This is a genomic window from Pseudomonas sp. Bout1, from assembly GCF_034314165.1.
Classification (GTDB): domain Bacteria; phylum Pseudomonadota; class Gammaproteobacteria; order Pseudomonadales; family Pseudomonadaceae; genus Aquipseudomonas.
On record NZ_JAVIWK010000001.1, the window covers coordinates 2,079,109 to 2,099,288 of the forward strand.

General features: G+C 53.8%; 17 protein-coding genes. 13 read left to right on the forward strand and 4 right to left on the reverse strand.

From position 1 onward, the window contains the following. Window position 1 precedes the first annotated feature (1 nt). The 12 genes from RGV33_RS09460 (at window position 2) to RGV33_RS09515 (ending at window position 14,993) form a co-directional block, all read left to right on the forward strand. Window positions 2-1,507 (forward strand): oligosaccharide flippase family protein, encoded by a 1,506-nt coding sequence (locus RGV33_RS09460; RefSeq protein WP_322144040.1) that lies wholly within the window; start codon window positions 2-4, stop codon window positions 1,505-1,507. After that, window positions 1,504-2,424, forward strand: a complete 921-nt coding sequence (locus RGV33_RS09465) for a glycosyltransferase family A protein (protein WP_322144041.1) — start codon at window positions 1,504-1,506, stop codon at window positions 2,422-2,424. The genes RGV33_RS09460 and RGV33_RS09465 overlap by 4 nt, the downstream gene beginning before the upstream one ends. A 7-nt stretch (window positions 2,425-2,431) precedes the next feature. Beyond that, window positions 2,432-2,959 carry a serine acetyltransferase gene (locus RGV33_RS09470; protein WP_322144042.1) on the forward strand — a complete coding sequence of 176 codons (528 nt, stop codon included), beginning with the start codon at window positions 2,432-2,434 and terminating at the stop codon, window positions 2,957-2,959. A gap of 19 nt (window positions 2,960-2,978) precedes the next feature. After that, complete coding sequence (locus RGV33_RS09475) at window positions 2,979-4,262, forward strand: hypothetical protein (protein WP_322144043.1); 1,284 nt, start codon at window positions 2,979-2,981, stop codon at window positions 4,260-4,262. 51 nt (window positions 4,263-4,313) lie between these two features. Continuing rightward, a complete protein-coding gene (asnB, locus tag RGV33_RS09480; protein ID WP_322144044.1) occupies window positions 4,314-6,203 on the forward strand; it encodes an asparagine synthase (glutamine-hydrolyzing) in 1,890 nt (629 codons plus the stop codon). Next, a complete protein-coding gene (locus RGV33_RS09485) occupies window positions 6,200-7,342 on the forward strand; it encodes a glycosyltransferase family 4 protein (RefSeq protein WP_322144045.1) in 1,143 nt (380 codons plus the stop codon). The genes asnB (RGV33_RS09480) and RGV33_RS09485 overlap by 4 nt, the downstream gene beginning before the upstream one ends. After that, on the forward strand, window positions 7,342-9,300 hold the full coding sequence (gene asnB / locus RGV33_RS09490) for an asparagine synthase (glutamine-hydrolyzing) (protein WP_322144046.1): 1,959 nt from the start codon (window positions 7,342-7,344) through the stop codon (window positions 9,298-9,300). The genes RGV33_RS09485 and asnB (RGV33_RS09490) overlap by 1 nt, the downstream gene beginning before the upstream one ends. Continuing rightward, on the forward strand, window positions 9,297-10,427 hold the full coding sequence (locus tag RGV33_RS09495) for a glycosyltransferase family 4 protein (RefSeq protein ID WP_322144047.1): 1,131 nt from the start codon (window positions 9,297-9,299) through the stop codon (window positions 10,425-10,427). The genes asnB (RGV33_RS09490) and RGV33_RS09495 overlap by 4 nt, the downstream gene beginning before the upstream one ends. After that, window positions 10,424-11,392 (forward strand): SDR family oxidoreductase, encoded by a 969-nt coding sequence (locus tag RGV33_RS09500; protein WP_322144048.1) that lies wholly within the window; start codon window positions 10,424-10,426, stop codon window positions 11,390-11,392. The genes RGV33_RS09495 and RGV33_RS09500 overlap by 4 nt, the downstream gene beginning before the upstream one ends. A gap of 39 nt (window positions 11,393-11,431) precedes the next feature. Next, window positions 11,432-12,454, forward strand: coding sequence for a glycosyltransferase family 4 protein (locus tag RGV33_RS09505; RefSeq protein ID WP_322144049.1), 1,023 nt, complete (start codon window positions 11,432-11,434; stop codon window positions 12,452-12,454). Window positions 12,455-12,555: 101 nt separating this feature from the next. Further along, on the forward strand, window positions 12,556-14,550 hold the full coding sequence (locus RGV33_RS09510; protein ID WP_322148646.1) for a nucleoside-diphosphate sugar epimerase/dehydratase: 1,995 nt from the start codon (window positions 12,556-12,558) through the stop codon (window positions 14,548-14,550). Between the two features lie 110 nt (window positions 14,551-14,660). Then, a complete protein-coding gene (locus RGV33_RS09515) occupies window positions 14,661-14,993 on the forward strand; it encodes a ComEA family DNA-binding protein (RefSeq protein WP_322144050.1) in 333 nt (110 codons plus the stop codon). Between the two features lie 44 nt (window positions 14,994-15,037). Here the strand turns inward: RGV33_RS09515 and RGV33_RS09520 are convergent, their stop codons facing one another. The 4 genes from RGV33_RS09520 to eat all read right to left on the reverse strand — a co-directional run bounded on the left by RGV33_RS09520 (window position 15,038) and on the right by eat (window position 19,676). Beyond that, window positions 15,038-15,601 carry a TetR/AcrR family transcriptional regulator gene (locus RGV33_RS09520; RefSeq protein WP_322144051.1) on the reverse strand — a complete coding sequence of 188 codons (564 nt, stop codon included), beginning with the start codon at window positions 15,599-15,601 and terminating at the stop codon, window positions 15,038-15,040. 357 nt (window positions 15,602-15,958) lie between these two features. Then, the gene (locus tag RGV33_RS09525) at window positions 15,959-17,650 is read right to left on the reverse strand and encodes a hypothetical protein (RefSeq protein WP_322144052.1); all 1,692 of its coding nucleotides are present in this window, start codon (window positions 17,648-17,650) and stop codon (window positions 15,959-15,961) included. Between the two features lie 384 nt (window positions 17,651-18,034). After that, a complete protein-coding gene (locus tag RGV33_RS09530; RefSeq protein ID WP_017477341.1) occupies window positions 18,035-18,202 on the reverse strand; it encodes a DUF2897 family protein in 168 nt (55 codons plus the stop codon). Window positions 18,203-18,311: 109 nt separating this feature from the next. Then, a complete protein-coding gene (eat, locus tag RGV33_RS09535; protein ID WP_322144053.1) occupies window positions 18,312-19,676 on the reverse strand; it encodes an ethanolamine permease in 1,365 nt (454 codons plus the stop codon). A 412-nt stretch (window positions 19,677-20,088) separates the two neighbouring features. On the opposite strand from eat, the gene kdpF reads away from it, so the two are divergent. After that, a complete protein-coding gene (gene kdpF / locus RGV33_RS09540) occupies window positions 20,089-20,178 on the forward strand; it encodes a K(+)-transporting ATPase subunit F (RefSeq protein ID WP_003218754.1) in 90 nt (29 codons plus the stop codon). The last annotated feature ends 2 nt before the right edge of the window (window positions 20,179-20,180 follow it).

A 20,180-nucleotide genomic window follows, 5' to 3' on the forward strand; every position in this document is an offset into this window, starting at 1 on the left:
ATTGTCGCTTCAAAAGAACATATTCGCTAACTACGTAAGTCAAATATATGTGACGTTGATTGGCATCGTGATGCTGCCTGTCTATATAAAATATATGGGCGCGGAAGCCTATGGCTTGGTTGGATTTTTCTCCATGCTACAGGCCTGGTTCAGCTTGCTTGATCTTGGCTTGACACCTACAATCGGCAGAGAAACTGCCCGTTTCAAGGCCGGTGCGGTATCAGCGTTGGACTTTCGGCGGTTGTTCCGGGCGCTCCATGTTTTGTTTCTGGGCATCGGCATTCTCGGCTTTATTACGTTGTATCTGTTTGCCCCGCTTGTTGTAAAACATTGGCTGAAGCTTGATGCGTTGAGTGTCGAGCAGGCGAGTTTTGCTATACAGATCATGGCCGCATGTATCGCAATCCGCTGGATATGTGGCTTGTATCGAGGCGTCATTACCGGTGGCGAACACTTGGTTTGGTTGAGCGGCTATACTTCAATCATTGCGACACTCAGATTTATATTTGTTTTGCCGGTGATGTGGTTTTATGGATATACGCCGATTGTATTTTTCTTTTATCAATTGATTATTGCGGTTGTAGAAATTCTCGGGTTGTACATTAAGTCGTACAGCGTACTCCCAAAGGTAATCAGCGCGTCGATGGGGTGGTCGCTCAAACCCATCAGAAGTGTCTTGGCTTTTTCCCTCACCGTGGCGTTTACTGCCTCAATTTGGGTAATGGTCACTCAGACAGACAAGTTGATACTTTCGAGCATCTTGCCGCTAAGCCAGTACGGATACTTCACTCTGGCGGTGCTGATTGCTGGCGGAGTAATGGTTATAACCGGACCGATTAGCAGCGCGATTATGCCGCGAATGGCCCGCTTACATGCCGAGCATAAGGAAGCTGAGGTGATTACGATTTATCGTAACTCTACTCAACTTGTTTCCATTATTGCCGGTGTCGCATCGATTACCCTTGCAATTTGTGCGCGTCCTTTACTATGGGCATGGACAGGTGACGCTACCGTTGTCGAGAACGTTGCCCCGACGATGGTGTTGTATGCGATTGGAAACGGGTGCTTGGCGGTTTCAGCATTTCCTTACTATCTTCAGTATGCTCGCGGAAACCTGAGGCTTCATTTTCTGGGTAACCTGATTTTGTTATGTGTCATGGTTCCCACTATCTATTTTTCGTCGACCTATTACGGAAGCATTGGTGCTGGCTACAGTTGGATGATGGTCAACCTGACATTCTTGATCTTTTGGGTTTGGTTCGTTCATTCGAGGCTTCAGCCTGGGCTCCACAAAAAGTGGCTGACTCATGACATAGGTTTGATTGTTTTGCCCGCAGCCGCAGTCGGGCTGCTTGTTAATTGGGTAGATGTGCGAAGTGAAAGCAGGATTTTAAGCGTGCTCATAGTGTTTGTTTCAGGTGGGTTAATCATGTTGACCGCGGTGGCTTTTTCAAGTGCTGCCCGGGCAATGGTAGCTAACAAGATAGATGGGCGGAGAGGCGTGTGAGTATTGTTTCCGAGGGAGAAAATTTAAAGGTTTCAGTATGTGTGCTGACTTATAATCAGGTTGGTTATATTGGCGAGTGCCTGTTAAGCTTGATTAATCAGGTCACGGATTTCAAGTTTGAGGTGATCGTCGGTGATGACTGTTCGACAGATGGCACCAGCGACATAGTACGTAGTTTGGCGGAGCAATACCCCGATATTGTAAAGCCGCTTATACATAAGCAGAATGTTGGTATCACAGCAAATTACCTTGAAGTACACGCTTTGGCATGCGGCAAGTATATTGCTCATCTGGATGGTGATGATTACGCTCTTCCAGGGAAACTACAGGCTCAAAGTGACTTTCTGGACGAGCACCCGAATTATAATATCGTCTGGCACAGGATGCTCGTCGAGAATCCTGGAACCAAGGTTGTCGTAGAAGATCTTATTGATTTATCTCGCGTGAGTAATTCGTTCACCAGAAAGGATATTTTTCAATACATAACGATTGGAATGAACAGTTCTAAAATGTATCGGGCCACGGCAAGGGACATTGAATTGCCAGATTTTCCATTGCTGGATTACTTTGCAAATGTCGAGCAAGTTGGACACGGCTACGCAGGGTTCGTCAGCGCGAAGCCTTTGGGTGTTTATCGTACAGGTATCGGTATTGCCTCCTCGGGAAACAAGACAAAAGTTTTGCTGGTGAAGTCCTTTGACTACTTTTTGAAAAAATATAAAGGTTGCGCCGCAGATATATCGGTGTCTATCAGCTTCTTGTTTATTGCTGCACTGAAAAATAGGCGTTTTGAAGATTGTAAACTGTTTTTCCCTATATTCGTTCGCGCTTTTAGACTGACGACTATACCAAAAGTATGGCGTGCCAGTAAGATGCTTTCAATGCTCAGAATTCCCGATGCGGTCAAGAGTAAATGAGGTTTTTATGTCGTTAACCTATTTGATTCAGGACCTTCGCTCAATCGCAGGTAGTGACCGCGCGTTCAGAGTGCTCAAAAGCGTAGTGTTTGATCACACTGCTCACTTGACCATTATGTTGCGACTGGGCCAAAGCCTGTTAAAAATTCCCGTTATCGGGCGTGTATTGAGCTTTCTGGTTGAGTATTTAATTCGCGTTGTTTTTGGTAGCGATATCTCTTGCAGGGCAAAAATTGGCCCAGGTCTCTGCATTATGCACGGTCATGACATAGTGATAGGTGCCGACGTAGTAATGGGGTCGAACTGCAAGATTTTTAATGGTGTGACTTTTGGGAACCAGGACCTATCGAAAACCAGTAAGGGCAATCAACCGACACTGGCAAATAATGTGGTTATTTGTACGGGTGCCAAAGTCCTTGGGCCCATTTTTCTGGGTGACAATGTCGTTGTGGGTGCGAACAGCGTTGTTGTTAAAAGCTTTCCACAGGATACGGTTGTTGTAGGTGTTCCTGGCAGGGCGCTCGAGAGAACGTAACTTAAACTTCGGTAGCAGGGTGAGCAAGGTGCGGTCGTTTTTTTTGGTACTGGTTGTTTTTTTCTATGTGTTCAATTTTACGCTCAGCTTTCTGGGCGTGCCTTCCGTCGCGCTTCTCATTCCTGGGGCTTTGCTCCTGATTCTTGCTGATCCGCTGCTCCGCGGTTTTGTTGGTTATGCATTTGTCACCTGCCGCTTTGCCATTGTGGCGCTCTTGCTCGCGGGTTCCTTGGGCGTAATGCTGAGTGTTCTCTGGGGTAACGCTGAGACAATATTTCTGGAGATTTTCATAAAGTTTATTGTCGTTCTGCTCTTGGCGTTGGTTATAACCTATTATGCGGTTGGCCGGCGTACGAATTCAGATGATGCGCTCTATGGATTTCATCGATGCTTCGAGTTGATTTATTGGGCGACTGTTCTTCAAGCGTTTTTCATTATGCTGTCGTTCGTGGAGCCCGCTTTTAGGGATTTGTTATCCGCGTCGTTGGCTAACCGTGGAAATATTGAAGTTGATAGTGTTCTGCGCTTTCGCGGTATTCACGATAGCGGCGGCTTTAACCTCAGCGCTATTCTTGCGCTGGCCGCTGTATACGGCGTTTACTCAGTATATTCCCGAGCCAATAACGCGACCATTTGGCGATTTCTAAGTATCTCCGTAATCGCTCTTTCAATTACGCTGGTTGCACGCACTGGTGTGGTCGTGTTCCTTCTTGGTGTGGGGCTTCTCGCGATACGATGGCCTCTGAAGTCCCTGATCGTAGGGGTGGCTTTTAGCGCCTTTGCTGCGCTGGCAATTGTGTTATTCCAGTATTTTTTTCCGGAAAGGTTCGAATTTTTTTCAACCTACGTTTTTGATTATGCGTTCGAGATTTTTATCAATTATTCGAAAGGTCAGGGCCTCACCTCTGCCTCTACGGATGATCTGAAAAGTATGCTTTTCGTCCCGGATCTGTTGAATATTATTGCAGGTAGTGGCTCGTTTGATGATCAAAGTGGTGGCGTCGCGCGGTCTGACTCCGGTTATCTGAAAACGCTGCTTGCCAGTGGCATCGTGGGTTTTGTGCTGGTTTACGCGTCTTATGGTTGGATGTTCTTGAAAATCTGGGCAGGGATGCGGCGATTTGCCGATGCAGGCTATTTTGTTTTGGTACTGTTGTGCCTGATTTTAGTTTTGGAAGTAAAGGCTCCTGTGTTTTATCAGAATGACGTGTCTCGCTTGTTTATATTGATATTTTCAAGCGCGCTATTGCGCCGGTTTTATAATCGCTATGCGAGCGTGAACCCGAGTGCTCATCTGGCTTGACTCAGGCGGGCGAGAACGGCCCGACCAGTAAATTAATTGCGAGCTTTCCTGATGTGTGGTTTTTCCGGATATTTTACGAACAAGAAGTTTTCTACCGATGAGTCTTCGCTGCTTGAGGCGATGGGCCGCTCAATTATCAACCGTGGCCCGGACGGCGGCGGTTATTGGTTTGATTCAGCCGCTGGTATAGGTCTGTCCCACAGGAGGCTTGCGATTGTCGACCTGACTGCTGCCGGCCACCAGCCAATGCATTCATCGAGTGGGCGCTTCGTAATTGCGTTCAACGGCGAGATCTACAACCATGGCCAATTGCGTGCCCTTCTAGAGGAGAGTGGGCTTTCGCCTTCCTGGAACGGGCACTCAGACACAGAAACGCTGCTTGAGTGCTTTGAGCACTGGGGGGTCGAAAAGACTCTGCAGGCAACGGTTGGGATGTTCGCCATCGCGCTGTGGGATACCCGGCAAAATGAACTGGTACTGGCTCGGGATCGTCTTGGGGAGAAGCCGCTTTATTGGGGGTGGCAGAATGACGTGCTGTTGTTTGGTTCTGAACTCAAGGCGCTCAAGGTCCATCCTGCGTTTTGCGCTGATATCGACCGTGACGCGTTGGCCCTTTACCTGCGCCACAACTACGTTCCCGCGCCCTACAGCATCTATCAAGGGATAGAGAAGCTGAAGCCGGGGCATTATGTAAGGATCGCGATAGACCAGCGCCGATCTGATGTAAAAGCGCTTCCTTTTTGGTCTTTCAATCGGGCGGTTGAGGCGGGGCTTGCGTCTCCGCTGCAATCTGACGCCAACGCCGTAGTTGATACGCTTGAAGCACAACTTAGCGAAAGCATCGGCATGCAAATGCTCGCGGATGTGCCCTTGGGCGCGTTTCTAAGTGGCGGCGTGGACAGCAGTCTTGTGGTTGGCCTGATGCAGAAACAAACCCCGCGGCCGGTCAAGACGTTCACCATAGGCTTTAGTGAGGCAGGGTTCAATGAAGCTGAACATGCTCTGGCCGTATCCCGCCATTTAGGTACTGAACATACTGAGATCTATGTTCAATCCAAAGACGCGTTGGACGTTATCCCGGATTTACCGAACATCTACTGTGAACCCTTTGCCGATAGTTCACAGATTCCGACTTTCCTGGTCAGCCGCCTTGCGCGACAACAAGTAACCGTCACGTTAAGCGGTGATGCGGGAGATGAGCTGTTTGGCGGCTATAACCCTTACCAATTTGCCCCACGTATCTGGGGGAAGATCAGCCAGGTGCCGTTACCCCTGCGACGTTTTGCATCCGCAACGCTCAAGGCACTGCCGATAAAAGGTAAGGTCGAGAAGTTGATGGATATTCTTGATACTCCGAGCCGGGAGGACTTTTATCGGCAACTTGTCAGTCACTGGAAAACACCTTCCAGTGTCGTTATCGGCGCGAAAGAGCCGATTACGGTGCTTGATACCTCTTCAGCGTGGCCCGCTACGCAGCGGTACGAAGAGTGGATGATGGCGATGGATGCACAGACCTATATGGCTGACGACATCCTGGTAAAGGTCGACCGTGCGGCGATGGCCAGCAGCCTGGAAACGCGTGTGCCAATGCTCGATCACCGGGTTGTTGAATTGGCCTGGCGCATACCGTTGGATATGAAGATTCGAGGTGGAGTTGGCAAGTGGGTATTGAGGGAAGTGCTTTATCGTCACGTTCCTCGCGAGTTAATCGAGCGACCGAAAAAGGGCTTCTCCATACCCATCGCGACGTGGTTGCGCGGGCCCCTGCGCGACTGGTCGGAAAGCTTGCTGGATGAAGGCCGGTTGCGCGGGGAGGGTTTCTTCCATCCTGCACCGATCCGGCGTGCCTGGGAACAACACCTCAGTGGTCGGGCGGATCATTCAAGCAAATTGTGGGGTGTCCTGATGTTCCAGGCGTGGTTGGAGGAACAAGGCCGTTGAAAGTTACCCATATTATTGTCGGTCTGCATATCGGCGGCGCCGAGTTGATGCTGCTTCGGCTCTGTGAGTCATTCAATTCAAGCGGCGATGATGAACACCGTGTTATTTCATTGACGGATTTGGGTGAAGTGGGTGCACGACTGCGTGCCTGCGGGGTCACTGTTGATACGTTAGGTATGCGGGGGGCCTGGGATGTCCTGCCAACGTTTGCAAAGTTGGTTCGCCATCTTCGGCTGAACAAGCCCGATATCGTTCAGACCTGGATGTATCACTCTGACTTGTTGGGTGGCTTGGCAGCGCGTTGGGTGGGAATCAGGGGCGTGATCTGGGGGATCAGGACCACTGACGTCAGCCGAGGTGGCGCAAAGGCCACAATTATTGTTCGCAAACTGTGTGCCTGGCTGTCGGCGATTGTCCCCAGCGTTATCGTGTGCGCTGCCCAGGCGTCACGAAAGACGCATGTGGCTGCCGGTTATTCCCCGAGCAGAATGGCTGTCATTCCCAACGGGTTTGATCTTGGGCGTCTGGTTGCATCGCCGCAAGAGCGTGAGGCCATAAGGTCGGCGCAAGGAATAAACGCAGCTGACTTCGTTGTAGGAAGTTTGGGGCGTTTTAACGAAGTCAAGGATCACGCCAGTTTTGTCGAGGCTGCCGGGCTTGTCGCTCCCAGGTTCCCGCACGTCAAGTTCCTGATGGTGGGACGTGATGTCGATGAGGCGAATAGCGCATTGATGACGCAGATTGCATCAACCGGATTTGCTGATCGATTTGTGTTGCTGGGTGAACGAAAAGATGTGCCCGCCTGCTTTATGGCGATGGACATGTTTTGCCTGCATTCATTTACCGAAGGTTTTCCTAATGTGCTGGGCGAGGCGATGAGCCTAGCGTTGCCTTGTGTGACGACCGATGCAGGAGACGCGGCATTCCTGCTGGGTGAAAATGGGTTTGTCGTACCCGTACAAGATCCACTCGCGTTGGCTGAAGCGCTGGCGAAGATGATTGCAGCGTCTCATGCCGAGCGATCAATGATGGGGCAGGGTGCCTATACACGTATCGTCGAAAATTTCACGATGAAATGTACCGAGCATAAATTCAAAGAAATCTATGACCGGCTTTACTTAAATCAGGACGTTCATTGATGTGTGGTTTCAGCGGAATTTTCCAGGCCCGTAATAGTGATCTGGCATCGATCATTACCCGGATGAACGATGCACTCGTGCACCGTGGCCCCGATGATCGTGGTGTATGGGTTGACGAAAATGCAGGCCTCGCGCTCGGGCATCGACGGTTGGCAATTGTCGATCTGTCGGAGGCTGGTCATCAGCCGATGCATTCCAGTTGTGGACGATTTTTAATCGTCTTCAACGGTGAGATCTATAACCATACCGAACTCAGACAGAAGCTGGACAATGAAGGATTGTCGCCACCCGCATGGCGAGGCCATTCTGATACCGAAGTCCTGCTCGCAGGTCTTGCAGGCTGGGGTGTCGAAAAGACCTTGCAGGCAGCGGTTGGGATGTTTGCCTTCGCGCTGTGGGACAGGCAAGAGCAGGTATTGACGCTTGCACGCGATCGGATGGGCGAGAAGCCTTTGTATTACGGTTGGCAGGAAGACACGCTGCTGCTTGGGTCTGAGCTCAAGGCTATCAAGGCTTTCCCGCAGTTCACTGGCGAAGTCGATCGCAACGCGTTGACGCTATTGCTTCGGCACAACTGCATTCCTGCGCCTTACAGCATTTATAAAGGCATCGCCAAGCTCGAGCCCGGTCACTACGTAACGCTTGCGCTGAAGAATCTGGCCGCTGCAAAAGCCGCAGTCCCACAGGCTTACTGGCGTCTCAACGACGCCGTAGCAAAAGGCATTGCCGACCCTTTCAAGGGCACTCCCGCCCAAGCGACGGATTTGCTGGAGACTCAACTGAGCTCAAGCATTGGTCAGCAAATGCTCGCAGATGTACCTTTGGGTGCATTCCTGAGCGGCGGCGTAGATAGCAGCACTATCGTGGCCTTGATGCAGGCCCAAAGCGCCCAGCCAATCCGCACATTCACCATCGGCTTCGACGAAGGCGGCTACGATGAGGCTGTTCATGCCAAGGCGGTTTCCAAGCATCTGGGCACGCAACACACCGAGTTGTACGTGCGCCCGGACGATGCCCTGGCTGTTATCCCGCGTCTACCGTCGATGTATTGTGAGCCGTTCAGCGACAGCTCGCAGATTCCCACATTCCTTGTTAGCCAATTGGCCAGTCAACAGCTCAAGGTTGTGTTGAGTGGTGACGGCGGCGACGAGCTCTTCGGCGGTTATAACCGCTACCTCAGCGCTAAGAAAGTCTGGTCAAAAATGCAGCAATTGCCGCCGTTTGCCCGACAGGCGAGCGCCGGGCTTTTACGCTCACTTTCACCGTCCACTTGGGACAGCCTGTTCCGTCTCTCCAAGCCTTTGCTGCCCAAACGTCTTCATCTCAGCACGCCCGGGGAAAAGGCTCATAAATTGGCTAGCGTCCTGGCGCTTGCGGATGGGCACGAGTTCTACCTGCAGCTCAACAGTCATTGGACTGACCCTGCCAGCGTCGTGATCGGTGGCAAGGAGCCCGAAACCATTTTCACGGACCCTTCGCGCTGGCCCCAGACCGATAGTTTCGAACACTGGATGATGGCGATGGACGCCCAGACCTATATGTCGGATGACATCATGGTGAAACTGGATCGCGCTGCGATGGCCGCAAGCATTGAGGGCAGGGTCCCTATGCTTGACCACAGGATTGTCGAACTGGCCTGGCGCATGCCTCTGGACCTGAAGATTCGTAACGGCCAGGGCAAATGGCTGTTGCGAGAAGTGCTTTATCGGCATGTTCCCAAGGAATTGATCGAAAGGCCCAAGCAAGGTTTTGGTATCCCGCTTGGGGCGTGGCTACGCGGTCCTTTACGGGAGTGGGCAGAGTCTTTGTTGGATGAAGCGCGATTGCGCCAGGAGGGATACTTCCACCCTGAACGCATCAGGCACATGTGGCAGGAACATCTTGAGGGCCGCGGAAACTGGCAGCCTCACTTGTGGACCATCCTCATGTTCCAGGCATGGTTGGAAGAGCAGGCATGAGTAAAGTACTTTTATTTATCGTCAACGACCCGGGGTTTTTTCTTTCGCACCGGCTGGCAGTCGCCAAGGGCGCGCAGGCAGAGGGTTATAGGGTTCATGTGGCGTGCATGCCTGGTCCGGCAGTTGCGGCCGTTGCCGCTGAAGGTTTCGAGTTTCACCCGTTGCCGCTTTCACGTAGCGGCCGTAACCCCTTGGCCGAACTGGGACTGATGTTCGCGATCTGGCGGCTGCTCTGGCAATTGAGGCCGGACGTCTTGCACCTGGTGACCATCAAGCCGGTTTTGTATGGTGGCGTAGCCGCTCGGCTGGCGCCGGTCAAAGGTGTGGTTACCGCTATTTCCGGACTGGGCTTTGTATTTCTCTCCAAGGGACTCAAGGCCACTATCACGCGAAAGGTTGTCAGCACCTTTTATCGGTTGGCGTTGGGCAAGCGTAATCTGCGCTCGATTTTTCAGAATCCAGATGATCGTGACCTGCTCTTGAGCATGGGTGGACTTACCCAATCCAAGGTCGTGATGATTCGTGGTTCAGGCGTCGACCTATCTCGTTACACCGCGTTGCCAGAGCCGGAAGGGACCCCAGTGGTGTGCGTGGCGGCTCGACTGCTGCTGGACAAGGGCGTTGTCGAGTTCGTTGAGGCGGCAAAAATATTGACCGCGCGCGGTGTTAACGCGCGCTTTCAGTTAATTGGTGACATTGATCCCGGTAACCCGGCGACAGTTACCACCTCACAGTTGCAGCAGTGGCGGGAAGAAGGGGTGATCGAGCTGCTCGGTTACCGCGACGACATCGCGAATGTGTTCGCTGCGGCGAATATCGTGTCCCTTCCTTCCTATCGTGAAGGTTTGCCCAAGGTGCTGGTCGAAGCCGCAGCGTGCGGCCGCGCAGTGGTCACCACTGACGTGCCAGGTTGCCGGGATGCGATTGATGCCGACGTAACAGGGTTTCTGGTACCTGTTCGTGATGCACAGGCCCTGGCTAATCAATTGCAGGTGTTGATTGAGGCGCCTGCCTTGCGTGCCCGGATGGGGGCGGCTGGCCGTGAGCTGGCTTTACGTGCATTTGCGATCGAGAAGATTGTGCAGCAGCATTTGGATGTGTACAGAGAGTTGGAGCGCGCGCTTTGAATCAGCACAAAACTATCTTCGTCACTGGAGCCAGTGGCTTTGTGGGGGGGGCACTGGTTAACCGGTTGGCATCTGCAGGGGACTATCGGGTGTTGGCGCTGGTACGTCGCGAGGGTGTGACACTGCCTGCGTCTGCTGTACCTGTACAGGTCGGTGCCGATTATCTTGCGGGTGAGTCGCTTGCTCTTGAAGGGGTTGATGTTCTGGTTCACTGCGCCGCGCGCGTTCATGTGATGTCAGACGCCTCCAGTGATCCGTTAACCGAGTATCGCAAGGTCAACGTCGAAGGCACGTTGAAGCTGGCGGCGCAGGCAGCTCAGGCGGGAGTCAGGCGTTTCATTTTTATCAGCTCGATCAAGGTCAACGGTGAGGGAAGCCAAATGGGCGCCCCTTACACGGCAGATGACGTGCCGGCGCCGTGCGACCCCTATGGCGTTTCCAAAATGGAGGCCGAGCAGCAACTCTTGTCGCTGGCGCAAAGAAGCGGGATGGAAGTTGTTATTATTCGTCCCGTCCTGGTGTACGGCCCTGGGGTCAAGGCAAACTTTCGCAGCATGATGAGTTGGCTTAACAAAGGTGCAGTACTGCCGTTGGGCGCTATTCGTAACCAGCGCAGCCTGGTCGCGCTGGACAACCTCGTTGACTTGATTGTGACGTGCCTGTATCACCCGGCGGCAGCCAATCAGACGTTTCTGGCCAGTGATGGTGATGACATGTCGACCACTGATTTGTTGATACGCATGGGGGTTGCCTTGGGTAAACCGGCCCGGTTGATCCCCGTACCGGCAGCCCTACTGCAATTGGGCGCGACCTTGCTAGGCCGCAAGGCTATTGGCCAGCGCCTGTGTGGTTCGTTGCAGGTTGATATTGGCAAGACTCGCCAATTGCTGGGCTGGAATCCCCCATTGACGGTGGCCAGCGCATTACGCAAGACGGCTGAAAGTTTTCAGGGAAGTTTGAAGTAAATAGTGGTGCCCCATGAGGGACCTTAATTGGAGCTGTAGATGAATCGTTTACTGTGGCTGGCGCCTGCTGTTGCAGCCCTTGCTCTGCTTCTGACCTGGTGCCTGCGCCGTTATGCGCTGGCCCGAAGTCTGATTGATGTTCCCAATGCGCGCAGTTCTCATACTGTTCCGACGCCTCGTGGAGGCGGAGTAGCGATAGTCTTGAGCTTCTTGATTGCGTTGCCAGTATTGTTTATTGGTGATGAGATAACACGCTCGATTGCATGGGCGTTGCTGGGAGCTGGTGCGGCTGTGGCGGTGCTTGGGTTTCTCGACGACCATGGCCATATCGCTGCGCGCTGGCGTTTGCTGGGGCACTTCAGTGCCGCGGCCTGGGCTCTTTTCTGGTTGGGCGGCTTGCCCGCAATAACGCTGCCCTGGGTGGTCCTCGACCTGAGCTGGGTAGGGCACATCCTTGCCGCGTTTTATCTGGTGTGGATGCTTAATCTGTACAACTTCATGGATGGTATCGATGGCTTGGCCAGCGTCGAAGCGCTCTGTGCGTGCCTTGGTGCCTGTCTGATTTATTGGTTGGGTGGTTATCAGGCGCTTATCTGGGCGCCACTGTTATTAAGCATGGCGGTGCTTGGGTTTCTCTATTGGAACTTTCCACCGGCACGAATCTTCATGGGGGATGCCGGTAGCGGTTTTCTCGGTATCGTCTTGGGCGTGCTATCCCTGCAGGCCGCCTGGCAGAGCGCCGACTTGCTGTGGGTATGGTTGATCCTGCTCGGTGTCTTTATCGTCGATGCGACGTTTACTCTGGTCCGCCGCCTGATGAGGGGTGACAAGGTTTACGAAGCCCATCGCAGTCATGGCTATCAGTTCGCATCGCGTAAAGTTGGCGGCCACTTGCCAGTAACGCTTGCGGTGCTTGCGATCAACGTGATCTGGCTGCTGCCGATCGCACTTTGCGTTGCATTATTGGGTCTAAACGGCGTTCTGGGCGTTGTAATAGCATATATCCCGCTGGTGATGCTGGCAGTCAAGTACAAAGCGGGTGAGCTGGAAAGGGCCGCGTGATTGTGTTTTAGAGTCATTTCAGCAGTGATTGACCGGCGTAAAGTGTTTAAATTCGCAGGGCAGCAGCCGTATCAGGAGCTATAGAGGTGTTTAAAGGGTTTATGAGCATAATTCGATCATATTTGTTGGGTCTCCCTCGCCGACAGAAGCGCATCCTGCAGGTTATTGCGGACATTCTTCTTGTTTGGCTCGCCCTGTGGATGGCGTTTGTCGTTCGATTGGGGGTGGACGATATGATCAACCCTGCGTCTGTGCATCGCTGGCTGTTTCTGAGTGCTCCGTTCGTCGCTATTCCGCTGTTTATCCGTTTTGGCATGTACCGTGCTGTCATGCGCTATTTTGGCAATGACGCGCTTATTGCGATTATCAAGGCCGTCAGCCTTTCATCGTTGATTCTTGGCGTGGTGGTCTATTGGTACAGCGATCATCAAAACGTGGTACCTCGTTCCATCATTTTCAACTATTGGTGGTTAAGCCTCATCATGGTTGGCGGCCTACGCCTCGCCATGCGTCAATATTTCCTCGGCGACTGGTTTGCCGCCGCCCAGCACGTACCGTTCACCAATCGCGAAGATGGCCTGCCGCGCGTCGCCATCTACGGCGCGGGCGCTGCAGGCAATCAGTTGGTCGCTGCCCTGCGCATGGGCCGGATCATGCGGCCTGTAGCCTTCATTGATGATGATGCCAGTATTTCTGACCGGGTAATTTCTGGACTTCAGGTGTACAAGCCACGGCACATTCAGCGCATGATCGATGCCACCGGAGCCCAGGAAATCCTGCTGGCAATACCGTCTTCCAACCGTGCCCGGCGTCGTGAAATCCTGGGCTACCTTGAAGGGTTTCCTCTGCATGTGCGCAGTGTTCCAGGATTTATGGATCTGGCCAGTGGCCGGGTCAAGGTCGATGATATTCAGGAAGTGGATATCGCTGACTTGTTGGGACGTGACGCGGTGCCTGCCCAAGGCGAACTGCTGGAGCATTGCATCAAGGGGCGCAGCGTTCTGGTAACGGGGGCCGGTGGCTCCATTGGTTCAGAGCTGTGTCGTCAGATCCTTGCTTTGCGACCGACCATACTGCTGTTGTTTGAACACAGCGAATTTAACCTCTACAGCATTTTGTCGGAGCTTGAACAACGGATTACCCGGGAGTCTCTGCCAGTAAGGCTGCTGCCCATCCTCGGCTCAGTGCGCAATCAGAGCAAATTGCTGGGTGTCATGAAAACCTGGGGCGTCGACACGGTTTATCACGCCGCTGCTTATAAGCATGTGCCCATGGTTGAGCACAATATTGCGGAAGGCGTGCTGAATAACGTTATTGGTACGCTTAACACGGCCCAAGCGGCATTGCAGTCGGGGGTAGCCAACTTCGTGTTGATCTCTACCGATAAGGCTGTACGGCCCACCAATGTGATGGGAAGCACCAAGCGACTCGCCGAGTTGACCCTCCAGGCGCTCAGCCGTGAGTTGGCACCTGTGCTGTTCGGTGACAAATCGAATGTCTCGCGGGTCAATAAAACCCGCTTCACGATGGTTCGCTTTGGCAATGTACTAGGCTCTTCCGGTTCGGTAATTCCGCTTTTTCACAAGCAGATCAAATCCGGTGGGCCTCTCACGGTTACCCACCCGAAAATCACCCGGTACTTCATGACGATCCCGGAGGCCGCCCAATTGGTGATTCAGGCGGGCTCCATGGGCCTTGGCGGTGACGTGTTCGTGCTGGACATGGGTGAGCCGGTGAAGATTGTCGAGTTGGCCGAGAAGATGATTCACCTGTCTGGGCTGAGTGTCAGGTCGGATAAAAATCCTCATGGCGATATTGCAATCGAATTCTCTGGCCTGCGCCCTGGTGAGAAGCTTTACGAAGAGTTGCTGATTGGTGACAACGTAGTCGCCACGCAGCACCCGATGATCATGAGTGCCAATGAAGATTACCTGTCGTGGGATGTGTTGAAAGGCAAGCTGACAGAGTTGGTAGCAGCAGTAGAACAGGACGATTACGCGCGTGTTCGCCAGCTTTTGCGCGAAACCGTCAGTGGCTACACACCAGATGGCGAGATCGTCGACTGGATCTACCAACAGCGTCGTCTCGAGCCCTGACTCATACCCTGTAACTCACCTGTTTTTGACACCCTCCAAACATCACCTAAGTTTGAAAAGCAGCTTCGGAAAAGCTGCTTTTCTCTTACAGATGTCATGGAGCGTCACCTATGAATAAAACATGTTTCTCATCCCTCATTTTCGCTTTCCTCTCCAGCATTTCACTGGCCACCACCGCCGCACCGTCTACCAAGCCTGAAACGCCCACGCCGATAGCTGTGCAAATGACCAAAGCCGAACAATCCAGCAAGGTCAGCCTCAACTTCGCCGACGCTGAAACCTTGCGCCGCGATCTGTTCGGAATCGGAGCAGCCAAAGCCAAGGCGATCATTGCCTATCGAGAAAGCAACGGGCCATTTACCGCAGTCGATGAGTTGTTGGAGGTGAAAGGGATCGGTAAAGCGCTGTTGGAGAAGAACCGCGATCGGCTGGAGCTCAATTAAGGAATAACAAAGTAAGCCAGGAGGCCGGTCATTGACCGGCCTCTTCAATTTTGTGCGATCTGCTTTTTCAGATTGCCACGTACTACCTCCAGGATCTGCGCTGCCAGCTCGGCGCTCTCCACGCTGCGCGCCAACACCAGTGCTCCCACCAGCGTCGACATCAGCAGCAGGCCTTGCTCATTGGCATCCGGCCGCCCCAGTGCGGCTTGCACCTGCTTCAAACGTGCGCCAAGTACTGCATCAGTGGTCTGGCTTTGCTGACCCCGCAGCCCAAGCTCAGGGCACATGGTTGTCAACGGGCACCCTTCATGCGGTGAGGTCTGATGCCACGTCGAAAGATAGTTGTCGATGAACGCTTCAAGGGGGCGTTCCTGGCTGAACAGCTGTTCGCAGTGTTCATCCAATTGAGCGGCCGCAGCTTGCAGAGCCTTTTCCACCAGCTCATCCTTGGATTTGAAATGCGCATAGAATCCGCCATGCGTCAGATTCAAGGCTTTCATCAGCGGTTGCAGGCCGGTAGCCCCGATACCATCTCGGCGAAAACGTACGGAAGCCTCCTTGATGATGCGTTGATGGGTTTGAGCTTTATGATTTGCTGAGTAGCGCATAGAACAGCCTCCGAAACATTGCGCCATATTAGCCAAGCTCATGCAGGCAAAGGGGCATATCGTTACAAAATTGCTGACTGACTGACTGATTGAATGTCTTGAAGTAGCGCGCCGATATCGTCGGCAGTTACTTGCAACCTGGCATGTCGTTGAACGAAAAGTTCGACGCGCTGATTCGTACCGTGCATGCCTGGAAGGTCCAGGCTGGCCTGTTAGGTGTGGGATCTAGAGATTGCCACAGGAGTTGCTCGAATGCTGGTGCCAGCTTGAGCGTGCTGTCTAGAGGGGAAAATACTGCTGCATATCGCCAAGGCGGGTTGGAAATAAAAAAGCCCTTCAGTGAAGGGCTTTCCTTGATCAGATCACGCTGAAAACTGCGCCACTCGCCAGTTTGTAGAGGTCTCCTGCCACCAAACCTGCGGCTTTTGCAGCCGTATTATCGTTGAATGTACGCAATGTCATGTTGACTTGGCCAGGCATCGCTACCGGCGTAGTGAACTCGACACGAGCGCCTGATTCGTTGCCCAACAGTTGCAGCTTTTTCTGAGACGGCAGCCATTGGATGAAGAAGGAACCGGAACGATTACCGGATGCCGAGTGGAATGCCACTACAGAGCCCGTCGTATCGGCACTGATAAGCGCCATGATTGCAGTGCTGGCCTCTACCACTGCAGTGCAGTCGGACAAGCTCGAATAGTCGGTCCGCAACTGGCGCCCGCGTGCCCAAACCTTGACTTGACTGATGGTATTGGTCGGCTCGACACCAAACGTCGCATTGGTCGCGCGGAACGAACCGCCCAGTACGGTATTCCCGACAGCGACGTTACCGCCTACCGAGGAAGTCGCCGAGTTAAAAAGCTTGTTCAGTTGGGCACTGTTGTCGTTGCAGTCCACCAGAACGTTGTTACTGATCACGACACCATCGAGCGGCGGAAACAGACCCCAGAACAGTGCCTTGAAGCTCGTGGCAATGTTATCGCTGAAAATGATCCATTTATCCGGCATAGCTTCGCCGGACGAAGGGCCAAAGCCCCCCAGCACGCTCTCGTTGCCTTTCCTGAATTCGTTACCGGTGACAATCAAGCGCCCGGCGCCCCATGAAAACGTTACTGCACCCTCGGAGTGACCATTCGCCAGGTTACCCGCCAGGCACACGCTTTCAACATAGTTGTTGATGAACCAGGAGGCACTTCCAGCTGCGTCTGTATCGTCGTGGCGGCTTGTATGAAAGGCCGAGCCCGAGAGGTTGCGAAACTCGCAACTCTCTACCCGCAGGCCATGACCGACGATGCATTCGCCTGTGGTGTTGGCAAACCGTACGCCACGGATCCCTGAAGAGCGGCCGTTGATATAGATCTCCATGGCGAAGCGCCAGGAGTTGTTGAGTTGATTGGCGCTGTTGCCATCGACGGAGCCGTTGATGATCTGCACGTTGTAGTTGATGCCCGGGCGCAGCTTGCCGCCTTCTTCGGTAGACGGACGGCCGAGGAAGCATTGGAAGCTTTTACCAACCCACGACCCAGCAGGGATAGTTTGGGTCGTGTTACCGAAGGGACCAAAGCCGGCAGCCAGGGTCACTGTATTCGTATTCGGATTGATTGCAGTGATACGCATGGGATTTCGGCTGGTGTCTTGATCCCCTGAGCCGACAAACGCTGTCAGGGTATCGTTGACGTACCAACTGTCGGGCACGGCATCCAGCACGATTGTATTGCTGCTTACGCTGGTGTTTGTGGCCAGTCTGGCGGTGGTGACCGATGAGTCTGCGCGCATGAGAGTCGCGCCATTCAGATCGATAACCAGATTGTTGATGTAGTCAATTTCAGCCGTGCGGTCGTAAATATAGGTACGGCCGGTTTCGAAATACAAACGCGAACCTTGGCCGTCCGGCACATTGGCGCTGATCCATGCGAGTGCTGCGCGGATAGTGCTCGAATCAGTACCAGTGTCATCGTCCTGGCGGAAGTCCTCCACAGCAACGTCGAAGCCTGAGTCGCTTGAATAGGTGAGATTGGTTGCGGTTGCAGCTAGGTCGTTCATGTCAGTCATCGTATCCCTCGATAGAAAAAAACCGCGGAGTGCGGATTGTTTTGGGCAGCTATCCATAAGCATTTGGTATGCCAATGGATTTCTGCATGCTCCATGCAGGTTATTCGCCGCAGAAGTGCTTGGTTTCAAGCACGAAGAAACGATAACAATGTACTGTATAAATAACCAGTATTTTTTTTGAGAAATTAAACTCTTTGTTGATTGATTTGCTTCGAGCGTGGTTTTTCCACGCGTGATTGCCAGTCACGAAATGGGGCTTTCAAGCGGGCGCGCAGGTGCCGCGACGCCGTCGATTCAGCTTGAAAAGACGGGCGCCGAGAAGGGAGGGCAAAAGCGAAATAGAGGGTTTTTAAGCGGGCTGAACGAATGTTTATACTAAGGTGATCAACGATCCTGCGCATCCTTGGAGTCCGCTTGCGCATTGCGCTCTGCCACGCGCTGGCGTTGTTCTTCAGTCAATTCAACCTTGTTGGCGCTGTCTCGCAGCATCAACAAACCACCGACGATCGAACCGATCGCGACCACTAAAATCAACCAGGCATACCACGGCATAGGGCTCTCCTTGAGGCAGCAAACCGTGGGTAAATTTCCCACGGTAATGACTGCTTTGAGTAACGGGCTTTCTTAGTAGTTCATTGTAGGCCCGTTCTGCCTCGGTCACTCAGAGCCCGGTCAACATTGCATCCGCCGGCGCATTGGCGCGGTCTTGCGCCGTCAGTTGGAAGTACACGAATCCCACCAGCATGAAGCCCAGGAAAATCAGGCCGATCAACGCGTTGAACCACGCCATCGCTACCAGGCACACCACCGCCAGTACCAGTGCAATCCCAGGCACAATCGGATAGCCCGGTGCGCGGAAGGTGCGCTCCAGCAGCGGCTCGGTTTTGCGCAGTTTGAACAAGCTGAGCATGCTCATGATGTACATGACGATGGCACCGAACACCGCCATGGTGATCATTGCCGCGGTCAGGGTCATGCCGCCCAGGTTGATCAGCCCGTCGCTGTAGATGGCCGCGATACCGACGATGCCGCCGGCGATAATTGCGCGGTGCGGCGTCTGGAAACGTGAGAGTTTGGCGAGAAAGGAGGGCAGGTAGCCCGCGCGAGCCAGGGCAAAGAACTGGCGGGAGTAGCCCAGGATGATCCCGTGGAAGCTGGCCACCAAGCCGAACAGGCCGATCCACACCAGCATGTGCAGCCAGCCCGAGCTGTCACCAACCACGGTTTTCATGGCTTGGGGCAGCGGGTCGTTGATGTTCGACAGGGTGCGCCAATCGCCCACGCCGCCAGCAAAGAACATCACGCCCATGGCCAGTATCACCAGGGTCAGGATGCCGCTGATGTAGGCCTTCGGAATGGTGCGCTTGGGATCTATCGCTTCTTCGGCGGCCATGGCGGCGCCTTCAATGGCAAGAAAAAACCAGATGGCGAACGGGATCGCAGCAAACATGCCGGCAATCGCTGGCGCGCCAAAGGTGTCGGAACCGGCCCAGCCATTCAGGGCGAAGTTGCTGAAGCTGAAGGCGGGGGCGACCACGCCCATGAACACCAGCAGTTCGGCGACGGCGAGCACACACACCACCAATTCGAAGGTGGCGGCCAGCTTCACGCCAAGAATGTTCAGGCCCATGAAGACGATGTAGGCGCCGACGGCCGCGTGTTTCGGGTCCAGCGCCGGGAACTGCACATTCAGATACGCACCGATGGCCAGTGCGATGGCCGGCGGGGCGAACACGAATTCGATCAGGGTTGCGAGCCCGGCAATCAAGCCGCCTTTCTCACCAAACGCCCGGCGGCTGTAGGCAAACGGGCCGCCAGCGTGAGGAATCGCGGTGGTCAGTTCGGTGAAACTGAATATAAAGCAGGTGTACATAGCGGCGACCATCAATGAGGTCACCAGAAAGCCCAGCGTTCCCGCCACGCCCCAGCCATAGCTCCAGCCGAAATATTCCCCGGAAATCACCAGCCCGACGGCGATACCCCACAAATGCAGGGTGCCCAAGGTGGGTTTGAGTTGTGTGTTCATCGTATTGCTCTCCCTGAACGGTTTGGAATGATTCAAGGTGTTGCAGCGGCCATGCCAGCACGCAGGGTGGTGTCGTAAAGGCGCTGAACTGTCGTATGGAGGATGGTTTGGCGTTTGAATTTATGCGGCTGCGCCCCAGATAAGGGCGGTAGTGCCTGGTCTGACGCCATCGCGGGCAAGCCCGGCTCCCACACTCAACCGAGTTGCCACGGCTAACTTCAATCAATGTGGGAGCCGGGCTTGCCCGCGATGAGGCCCCGCCAGCCACTGAAAATCCCTCTGTAAATCCCGCGTAAACCCACTCTTTACGCGCTCTTTACGCCCCACCCATACCGTCGCTCTCGTTCCTTTACGCCACTCCTGCGGACAATCCCCCTACACGCGGCAGCCGCCGCACGACGGAGAAACTTCCATGAGCGTTCTGGACGGGGTGTCACTGCTGTTGGCTGTGGCGCTGTTCATTTATCTGCTGGTTGCGCTGTTACGCGCGGATCGGAACTAGGA